Annotated in this window: 8 protein-coding genes; 4 read left to right on the forward strand and 4 right to left on the reverse strand. The window is 75.9% G+C overall.

All coding sequences use genetic code 11. The annotated features are described in order from the left end of the window. Nucleotides 1-212 precede the first annotated feature (212 nt). Entirely contained in the window at nucleotides 213-857 is a 645-nt protein-coding gene (locus ETD96_RS34250; RefSeq protein ID WP_138640630.1) for an MBL fold metallo-hydrolase, read from the reverse strand. Continuing rightward, nucleotides 857-1,942: an S-(hydroxymethyl)mycothiol dehydrogenase gene (locus ETD96_RS34255; protein ID WP_138640631.1), complete on the reverse strand. Its 1,086-nt coding sequence runs from the start codon at nucleotides 1,940-1,942 to the stop codon at nucleotides 857-859. The genes ETD96_RS34250 and ETD96_RS34255 overlap by 1 nt, the downstream gene beginning before the upstream one ends. Nucleotides 1,943-2,097: 155 nt before the next feature. On the opposite strand from ETD96_RS34255, the gene ETD96_RS34260 reads away from it, so the two are divergent. Then, complete coding sequence (locus ETD96_RS34260; protein WP_138640632.1) at nucleotides 2,098-2,736, forward strand: hypothetical protein; 639 nt, start codon at nucleotides 2,098-2,100, stop codon at nucleotides 2,734-2,736. Here the strand turns inward: ETD96_RS34260 and ETD96_RS34265 are convergent. Together ETD96_RS34265 and ETD96_RS34270 are read right to left on the reverse strand one after the other, a co-directional pair. Then, entirely contained in the window at nucleotides 2,729-3,304 is a 576-nt protein-coding gene (locus ETD96_RS34265) for an ATP-binding protein (RefSeq protein ID WP_138640633.1), read from the reverse strand. The two genes, ETD96_RS34260 and ETD96_RS34265, sit on opposite strands and share 8 nt — an antisense overlap. A 91-nt stretch (nucleotides 3,305-3,395) precedes the next feature. After that, a complete protein-coding gene (locus ETD96_RS34270) occupies nucleotides 3,396-4,061 on the reverse strand; it encodes an MBL fold metallo-hydrolase (RefSeq protein WP_138640634.1) in 666 nt (221 codons plus the stop codon). Between the two features lie 190 nt (nucleotides 4,062-4,251). Here ETD96_RS34270 and ETD96_RS34275 point away from each other — a divergent pair, with 190 nt between their 5' ends. The 3 genes from ETD96_RS34275 to ETD96_RS34285 all read left to right on the forward strand — a co-directional run bounded on the left by ETD96_RS34275 (nucleotide 4,252) and on the right by ETD96_RS34285 (nucleotide 9,358). Then, a complete protein-coding gene (locus ETD96_RS34275; protein WP_138640635.1) occupies nucleotides 4,252-4,740 on the forward strand; it encodes a hypothetical protein in 489 nt (162 codons plus the stop codon). Further along, nucleotides 4,737-8,525: a tetratricopeptide repeat protein gene (locus ETD96_RS34280; protein ID WP_138640636.1), complete on the forward strand. Its 3,789-nt coding sequence runs from the start codon at nucleotides 4,737-4,739 to the stop codon at nucleotides 8,523-8,525. The genes ETD96_RS34275 and ETD96_RS34280 overlap by 4 nt, the downstream gene beginning before the upstream one ends. Nucleotides 8,526-8,668: 143 nt before the next feature. Then, entirely contained in the window at nucleotides 8,669-9,358 is a 690-nt protein-coding gene (locus ETD96_RS34285) for a Crp/Fnr family transcriptional regulator (RefSeq protein ID WP_138640637.1), read from the forward strand. Nucleotides 9,359-9,443: the final 85 nt, after the last annotated feature.

Below are 9,443 nucleotides of genomic sequence, written 5' to 3' on the forward strand. Positions count from 1 at the left end.
GTCGGAGCAGGCACGGAAGGGGCGGGGCTGGCCGGGGCGGGCGCGGCCGGCGGCGGGACGTAGCCCGCCGCCCCCTCGGCGTCCTGGCCGCATCCCGCCAGCGCGCCGCATCCAGCCAGCGCGCCGCACAGCATCAGCGCCGCCGGTACCGCGCGCCGCATCGCACCCTCCCGGCTCGGGACGCCCGCCCACCACCGGGGACCTTATCCCGGTCAGTGCCCGCGGGCTATCCACTCGTCCAGATGCGGGGCCTCCGCGCCGATCGTGGTGGAGTCTCCGTGCCCGGTGCGGACGGTCGTCTCCGCCGGCAGCGTCAGCAGCCGCTCCCGGATCGAGGTGATGATCGTCGGGAAGTCGGAGAACGACCGGCCGGTCGCGCCCGGGCCGCCGTTGAACAGCGTGTCGCCGGAGAACACCGTGCCCAGCTCGGGGGCGTGCAGGCAGACCGCGCCGGGGCTGTGCCCCGGGGTGTGCAGGACGGTCAGCTCCGTGCCCGCCACCGTGACGACCTGCCCGTCGGCGAGTTCGCCGTCGGGGTCCTCGCCGGGGTGCCGCTGCTTCCACAGCATGAGGTCGTCCGGGTGCAGCAGGATCGGCGCGCCCGTGGCGGCCCGCAGCGCGGGCGCCGCGTCGATGTGGTCGTCGTGCCCGTGCGTGGACACGATCGCCACGAGCCGCCTGCCGCCGACCGCCGCCGCGATCGCCTCGGCGTCGTGCGCGGCGTCGATCACGATGGCCTCGTCGTCGTCGCCGACGATCCAGACGTTGTTGTCGACCTCCCACGTCCCGCCGTCGAGGGAGAACGTCCCGGACGTGACGATGTGGTCGATGCGCGCCCGCGGCGCAGGCTGCGCCATCAGAGCAGCACCACCGAGCGCAGCACGTCGCCGTGGTGCATCTTCTCGAACGCCGCCTCCACGTCGCCGAGCCCGATCGTCTCGGACACGAACGCGTCGAGGTCCAGGCGCCCCTGCAGGTACAGGTCGATGAGCATCGGGAAGTCGCGCGAGGGCAGGCAGTCGCCGTACCAGGACGACTTCAGCGAGCCGCCCCGCCCGAACACGTCCAGCAGCGGCAGCTCCAGCTTCATCTCCGGCGTCGGCACCCCGACCAGCACCACCGTCCCGGCGAGGTCGCGCGCGTAGAACGCCTGCTCGTAGGTCTCCGGGCGGCCGACCGCCTCGACGACGACGTCCGCGCCGAACCCGCCGGTCAGCTCCCGGACGGCCTCGACGACGTCCGCCTCCTCGGCGTTGACGGTGTGCGTCGCGCCGAGCTCGGACGCCGTCGCCAGCTTCCGCTCGTCCAGGTCCACCGCGATGATCTTCGCGGCGCCGGCCAGCCGGGCGCCGAGCACGGCCGCCGCGCCGACGCCGCCGCAGCCGATGACCGCGACCGTGTCGCCGCGCCCCACCTGCCCGGTGTTGATCGCCGCGCCGAGCCCGGCCATCACGCCGCAGCCGAGCAGCCCCGCCACCTCGGGCTTGGCCGCCGCGTCGACCTTCGTGCACTGACCGGCCGCCACCAGCGTCTTGTCGGCGAACGCGCCGATCCCGAGCGCGGGCGACAGCTCGGTGCCGTCCTCAAGGGTCATCTTCTGGGCGGCGTTGTGGGTGTTGAAGCAGTACCAGGGCCGGCCCCGCAGGCACGCCCGGCACTGACCGCACACCGCCCGCCAGTTCAGGACCACGAAGTCGCCCGGCGCCACCTCGGTGACCCCGGCGCCGACCGACTCGACGATCCCGGCGGCCTCGTGCCCGAGCAGGAACGGGAACTCGTCGTTGATCCCGCCCTCGCGGTAGTGCAGGTCGGTGTGGCACACCCCGCACGCCTGCACCTGGACGACCGCCTCCCCGGGCCCCGGGTCCGGAATGTTGATCGTCTCGATGCGCACCGGCTGCCCCTTGCCCGGTGCCACGACCCCGCGTACCTGCTGCGCCATCCTTGCCGCCTCCGTCCTCTGGATCTTCCACGACCCTATCCGCCTCCCCGATGCCCCGCCCGCACCCTTCTGCTCGGCGGAACACCCCGCGGGTATGAGGAGCAAGATCGTCCGCGTGCGCGAGGTGCGTCCGGCCGGACGGGAGGCTGGCCGCCATGACACGCACCACGATCCGGCTCACCGCCGCGTTCCTGGCCGCCGCCGCGGTCACCGCGACCGCCGTCCCGGCCCCTCGCCGTCGGGCGACTGTATGGGGCGCGGGGCCCGCCGTCACCTACGCCGCCGCCGGGTTCGCGGCGGTCGCGCCCGACTACCTCGGCCTCTACACCGCGTACCTGCTCACGTCCTGGAACCGCGTCTACGGCGGCATATACCGGACGCCGTCGGAGGTGTTCGAGGACGAGTACGCGGACCGCGTCGAGAAGTACTTCGACGGCACGACCCCCGGCCCCGTGATGCTAAAGGGCCTTCCGGGGACGCTCGACGAACTCCTCAAACCGCGCGGCCTCGACCTGCTGAGCGACCCGTCCGGCACCTTCGCCGAGGCGCTGCGCGTGGACGCGGAGGTCTGCACCGCCTGGACTCCCCGCGTCCCCGTCCGGCTCTCCAAGATGGCCGCCGACGAGCAGGCGGTGACCGCCAACACCGACAACTGCGCCGTATCGTTCGGGCGGCGGGGTGCCCGCGTCGACGTCGTCGACCTGGACGACACGCTCTACGGGGGCTCCCGCCACCTCGGCTCCAACCTCGCGGGCACCGCCGAGGCCGTCCGCTGGTTCGCCGCCCTCAGGTGAAGTGGATGGCCTGGAGCTTGTCGGCGGCCGTGCGGTCGAGGACGGTGACGCCGGCGGCGGGCGGCAGGGGGTCGCCGCCGCGGGCGCGGTCGACGATCGGCCCCCAGCGGCGGCAGTGCCGGTTGAACGTCGCGGACGTCACGACGCGGCCCCGCGCGAACTGGCCCGCGCGGGCCGTCTCCGGGGCGACGTCGATGAGGATCAGGTGCAGCCGGCCGCCGCGCCGCCGCGCCAGCCAGGCGAACAGGTGCAGGATGTGCGGCCAGGTGCCGCGGGTGTGCGCGACGACGCCGTGCCCGGCGAGGACCGCGCGCCCGATGCGCCACACGTGCGTCGCGTGGACGAGCGGCGTGCGCAGCCGGACCGGCAGGGGGCGCAGGAACCGCGCCCACCAGTTGCGGGACTGCCGCGAGTCGATCACCAGCGCGCCGCCGGCGGGCACCGGCGCCGTCTCGTCGCCGCGCAGCCCGTAGAGCCGGTCGAGCAGGGTGCTCTTGCCGGCCCCCGGCAGGCCGGCGACGAGCACGAGGGAGCCCGCCGGGTAGCGCAGCGCCGGCCCCGGATCCACCTCGTGGAGTTCGTGGATGGTCGTCTCCTGGTCTCGGCCCGGTGGTGAAGGGGCCAACGAACACCCCGCACCGCTTGTTCCGGGCCGGACGTCACCATCCCCGCGCGCGCCACTCCGGGAGCGAGGGCCGCTCGCGGCCGAGCGTGGAGTCCTTGCCGTGGCCGGGGTAGAACCAGGTGGCGTCGGGCAGGCGGTCGAAGACGCGCTCCTCGACGTCCGACAGCAGCTGCTTGAACCGCGTCGGGTCGCCCCAGGTGTTGCCGACGCCGCCCGGGAAGAGGCTGTCGCCGGTGAACAGGTGCGGGCGGTCGGCCAGCTCGCCGCCCGCGTCGTACAGCAGCGCGATCGAGCCCGGCGTGTGGCCGCGCAGGTGGATGACGTCGAGGGACACCCGCCCGAAGCGGATCGCGTCGCCGTGCTCGACGGGCTCGGCGACCGGCTCGGGCAGCGCGTCGGCGTCGCGGGGGTGCGCGGCGACCGGGGCGCCCGTGGCGCGCACCACCTCGCTCAGCGCCATCCAGTGGTCCTGGTGGCGGTGGGTGGTGACGACGCGGGTGAGGGGGCCGTCGCCGACCAGCTCCAGCAGCCGGGACGCCTCGTTCGCCGCGTCGATCAGCAGCCGCTCGCCCGTCGCCGTGCACCGCAGGATGTAGGCGTTGTTGTCGTACGGGCCGACGCTCACCTTCGTGACCGACAGCCCGGGCAGCTCCCGGGTGTCGGGGCGCCCGCCGGTCTCGACGTTCCCGGTGTAGGTCATGGGTCCTCCCCGTCGGTGGTGCGGAGACCATCTTCCATCATCGCGCGGCGGACGGCGCGCCGGGCCCGCCGACGGAATGAGTCGCCAGACGCAGCCGAACCGTGCGCGGGCGGACGGAAATCTCCCGCTTGCCACCGCACCATGGGAACTGGAAGATCAGGTTCGACGCGTGAGGACGGTGGAAGCGTTGGTGACCGCATTCCGTCCCGGACCGGACAGGGAGAAGCCCGAGGACCTCCTCGGGCACGCCTGCGAGCTGGTCCGGCTCAGCGGCAGGGACTCCGCCGTCGCCGCGGTGTTCCTCGCCCTCGTGCTCGCCGGGACCGCGTCCCGGCTCGCGGCCGGGCCGCCCGGCCTGCCCGCGCTGGCGCTGCTGCCGGTGCTCGCCGGCGCGTTCGCGGTCTCCGCCGGGTACGCCGCCCGGTCCCGCCGCACGCTGCTGGCGGTGCTCGGCGAGGTCCGCGCCCGCACCGGCTCGCCCGTCGACCCGGGCGTGCCGTGGACGCCGTTCGGGTCCGCGGTCGCGCTGGAGGACCGGGTCCGCGACGCGGAGCTGCGCCGGCTGCTGGCCGCCGCGCACCGCTGCGGCGAGCTGTCCTGGCAGGCCGTCGCCTGGGCGGCGGCCACCTCCGTGCTGTTCCTCTTCTGGACGCTGGCGGCGGCGATGGCGGGCGGGTGACCGGATTGACCGACCTCGGGCAGATCGACCACGTGCCGGACGTCCGGCCGGGCAGCTTCTGGGACCGGCTCGCCCCCGCCGACCGGCAGGCCCTGCGCGCCATGGGCCGCCGCACCGACATCCCGCCCGGCGGGATGCTGTGCCACCAGGGGTCGGTGGCCCCCGCCGTGTACGTGGTGTTCAAGGCGTCGCCGCGCGCGGCCAGCAACGCGGTCGCCAAGGAGTTCGTCGACTCCAGCGACGGCGACGAGTCGATCATCGATCTGTTCGGGGCCGGGGACCTGGTCGGCTTCCTCGGCCCGTGGGGCCATCCGCAGCGCGGCAGCGTCGCCGCGCTCGACCACGTCGCGGCGCTGCGCGTGGACCGCGCGACGTTCCGCAGCCTGCTGGCGGCGAACCCGCGGGTCGCCGAGGCGATGATGCACGCGATCTCCGAGAGCGTCACCTTCGGCGGCCGCCGCCACGCGGTCCGCGCCGCCGACCACCCGCAGCGCCTCGCCTACCACCTGCTGGAGCTGGCGCACCGGTTCGGCGAGCCCGGCCCCGGCGACGGGACGCGGATCCCGCTCAAGCTCAGCCAGGCCGAGCTGGCGAACTGGGCGGGGATCTCCCGCGAGACGCTCGTGCGGTGGTTCCGGTCCTGGCGTGCCAAGGGCATCCTGCACCAGCGGCCCCGGCCGCTGACCGTGCTCGACGTCGAGCGGCTGCGCCGCGCCGCCAGCCCCTGGGGGGACGAGTGGCCCGCCGCCGGCGCCGCGCCCGTCCGTCCCGCCGAGCCCGCCGGGGACGCCGCGATCGCGGCGCGCGAGCCGGTGCGGCTGGAGCCGCCGGGCGGCCGCCCCACCGCGGTGCGGCTCCCCGCCGACAACCCCTTCTTCGCCGGACGGGCGGTCAGCCTCAGCAAGCTCGACCTGCTCGTCGGCCAGTCGGTGTGGCCGCGCGCGGTCGTCGTCCAGGGCATGGCGGGGGTCGGCAAGACGACGCTGGCGCTGCACTGGGCGCACCGCGTCGCCGACCGGTTCCCCGACGGCGCGCTGTTCGCCGACCTGCGCGGCACGACCCGCAGCCCCGTCACGCCCGCGGAGGCGATGGGGCAGGTGCTGCGCGCCGCCGGCGTCCCCGGCGACCAGCTGCCCCGCACCGAGGACGAGCTGGCGGCCCAGTGCCGGTCGCTGCTCGGCGGCCGGCGGATGCTGCTGATCCTCGACAACGCCGTCCAGCCCGAGCAGGTCAGGCCGCTGCTGGCGGCGGTCGCCTCCGGGCTGGTGGTGGTGACGAGCCGGCGGCGGCTGCCCGCGCTGCTGGAGGGCGCCGACGTCCGGACGCTGGAGCTGCGGGAGATGGCGACGCAGGAGGCGGTGGACCTCATCGCCAACGTCCTCGGGCCGGGCGACGCCCGCGTCCGCGACGAGCACCGGGCCGTCGAGCGGCTCGCCCGCGAGTGCGGGCACCTGCCGCTGGCGCTCGGCGTCATCGCCGGCCGGCTCGCCGAGAACCCCGGCGAGTCGATCGCCGGGACCGTCCGCGAGCTGGCCGCCCGGGACGCCCCCGGCGGCGCCCCGCCCGGGACGCCGGGGCCGGGGCTGAGCGCCGTCGTCGACCCGACGTTCGACGTCGCCTACCGGAGCCTGCGCCGCGACCAGCGGGAGGCGTTCCGCCGCCTCGGGCTCGTCGCGGGCCCCGACTTCACGCCCGCCGCGCTCGCCGCCCTCCAGGACCGGACGGCGGACGAGGCCCGCGAGTGCCTGGAGGGCCTCCGGCAGGCGTACCTCGTGCAGGACGTCGGCCCCGGCCGCTACCGCATGCACGACCTGCTGCGCGACTTCGCCCGCGAGCGCGGCCTCGGCGAGGACTCCGACGGCGAGCGGCAGGCGGCGCAGCGGCGGCTGCTGGCCGGCTACCTCGGCGACGCCCGCGCGGCCGGCGCGGCGCTGCCGGGGCGGCCCCGCCCCACCGTGCACCGGGGCGGGGCGCGGGGCCGCCCGTCGGCGGACGAGCGCGCGGAGGCGCTCGCCTGGTTCGAGGCCGAGCGGCGCAACCTGGTCGCCGCCGTCCACCAGGCCGCCCGGCTCGGCCTGCACCGCACCTGCTGGGAACTCGCCGACGCGCTGTTCGACTTCCAGGAGTTCCGCCGCTACAGCGAGGACAACATCGCCGTCCAGCAGGCGGGCCTGCACGCCGCCCGCACCGAGGAGGACTGGCCGGCGGCGGCCGTGATGCTGCACAACCTCGCGGTCGCGCACTTCGAGCTGGGCGCCTCCGTCGAGGCCATCGGCTACGGGGAGGACGCGCGCCGCGGGTTCCGGGCCGCCGACCCGCCCGACCCGTTCGGGGACGCCGTCACGCTGGCCACGCTCGCGGACGTCCACGTCGTCCTCGGCCGCTACCTGACGGCGATCGACCACGCGCGGCGGTCCCTGGAGATCCACGAGCGGCTCGGCGACGACGGGGGAGTGGCCAAGAGCCGCAGCACGCTCGCCCGCGCGCACCTGGGCATCGGCGACTACGAGACGGCGCTGGAGCACGCCGACCGGGCGCTCGCCGTCCGGCGCCGGATCGACGACCAGGCGGGCGTGGCCGAGACCCTGATCACCGTGGCCGGCGTCCACCGCCGCCAGGGCAACGTCCACGAGGCCGTGACGCACGCGCTGGAAGCGCTGTCCATCCGGCAGGAGCTCGCTGACATGCACGGCGCCGCGCAGGCGCTGACCGAGCTCGCCCGCATGAACGCCGCGCTCGGGCTGCGCGACATGGCGCAGCAGGACGCCGAGCAGGCCCTGCGCACCTACCGCGCGTTGGGCGGACGCCACGGGGAGGCGCGCGCGCTGACCACGCTCGGGATGCTGATGTGCGAGGCCAGCAAGTTCGCCGAGGCGTTCACCTACTGCGGCGAGGCGCTGCGCCTGCACCGCGACACCAGCGACCGGCACGGCGAGTCCGAGGCGCTCGCGCAGATCGGGATCGTCCACTGGCGGCTCGGGCGGTACCGGGAGGCGCGCGAGCACCTGCTGCGCGCGCTGGAGATCCGCCGCGAGATCGGCGACCAGCACGGCGAGGCCCACGACCTGGAGCACCTGTCGGTCGTGATGCGCCGCCTCGGCCGCCCCCAGGAGGCCCTCGTCCTCGGCCTGGAGGCCCTCGACCTGTGGCACCAGCTCGGCGCGCGCAGCGGCATGGCCGGGACCCTCGGCAGCCTCGCCCGCACCTACTCCTGGCTCGGCCTGCCCGTGGAGGCCGAGCACGCCGCCCGGCAGGCGCTGCACCTGCGCCGCTCGGGCGGCGACTGGTACGGCCTCGGCGTCGGCCTGGACACCCTTGCCGCCGTGCTGCGCCGCGCCGGGCGCCCGGAGGAGGCGCTCGCCGAGGAGTCGGAGGCGCTGCGCTTCCTCGGCGAGGTCGGCGACCGGCACAGCGAGGCCACCGGCCTGGTCCACCTCGCCGCCATCCACCTCGACCTCGGCCGCGCCGACGACGCCCTGGAGACCGGGCGGCGCGCCCTCGACCTCGCCGCCGAGCTCGGCGCCGCCCGCGAGCAGGCGCACGCGCTGCACACGATGGCCCGCGCGTCCCAGCTGCTCGGCAAGCACGCCCGTGCCGTCGAGCACGTCGGCGCGGAGATCGTCGTGCGCCGCGACATGGACGACCGGCGCGGCCTCCGGGCGGCGCTGGAGCTGCTCGGCGACTCCCACCGCGCGCTCGGCGACCGGGCCGCCGCGGCGGACTGCGCCCGGCGCGTCCGCGCCCTCGACAACCTGCTTGAATCGGAAAGATCACTCGACATGTGAAAAGTGAGGTTCGCGCGGAGCTCGTCCATTGATCGGCGGCGGGCGGGGGCCTGGAGGACGGGGTGGTTCTTCCCGCGGACGCAGCGTTCACTTGACGAGGACACGCAGGCGCGTCGCGGCCCCGGCGGGAAGGAGGTGAGAGGGTGGAGACCCCGTTCTGGGACGCGCTGAGCCCGCGTGCCAGGGAGGCGCTGCGCGCCGCCGCGACCCCGGTGGTGATCAGGCCGGGCGCGTTCCTGATGCGCGAGCACACCCGCGCGTCCCAGGTCTTCGTGCTGCGCGCCGGCGCCGTGAAGGTCTGGGTGGACCGGGACGGCGAGACCGCCATCCTCGACGTCCTCGGCCCCGGCGACCTGGTCGGCGAGGTGGAGGCGGCGGACGACGGCATCCGGCACGCCAACTGCGAGGCGATGACCCGGGTGGAGGCGCTCGTGCTGCCCGCCGCCCGGTTCCGCGCCGTCCTGGACGCCCACCCCGGCGCGGTCTGGGCCGTCGCCGCCGTCCTCGCCGAGCGGCTGCGCGACTCCAACGACCTGCGCATCGCCCATTTCCCCGACGACCCCGAGCGCCGCCTCGCCAGTCGGCTGCTGCGGCTGGCCGGCCGGTTCGGCACCCCCGTCAAGGAGGAGGGGCCGGACGGCGCGCCGGAGGAGAGCGTGCACGTCCAGGTCCCGATCTCCCAGCAGGACCTCGGCCGCTGGGCCGGGATGGGCCGCCGGAAGGTCGCGCAGATCCTCGCCGCCGAACCGCTGCGCGACGGCCTCACCGTCGCCCGCAACGCGATCGTCGTCCGCTCCGCCGGCGCCCTGCGCCGCCTCGCCGGCCGCGACTGACGCTAGAACCCCGACGGCGGGTGCGGCCAGGGCGGCGGCACCGGCAGCGGGCCGTCCGGGCGGACGTGCACGCCCTCCCCGCCGG

This window comes from Actinomadura geliboluensis (assembly GCF_005889745.1).
In the GTDB taxonomy this organism is placed as follows: Bacteria; Actinomycetota; Actinomycetes; order Streptosporangiales; family Streptosporangiaceae; genus Spirillospora; species Spirillospora geliboluensis.

Bases quoted from the DNA above. Each gene is read 5' to 3' on its own strand.
- ETD96_RS34250 (WP_138640630.1), bottom strand. From the start codon at position 857: ATGGCGCAGCCTGCGCCGCGGGCGCGCATCGACCACATCGTCACGTCC.
- ETD96_RS34255 (WP_138640631.1), bottom strand. From the start codon at position 1,942: ATGGCGCAGCAGGTACGCGGGGTCGTGGCACCGGGCAAGGGGCAGCCG.
- ETD96_RS34260 (WP_138640632.1), top strand. From the start codon at position 2,098: ATGACACGCACCACGATCCGGCTCACCGCCGCGTTCCTGGCCGCCGCC.
- ETD96_RS34270 (WP_138640634.1), bottom strand. From the start codon at position 4,061: ATGACCTACACCGGGAACGTCGAGACCGGCGGGCGCCCCGACACCCGG.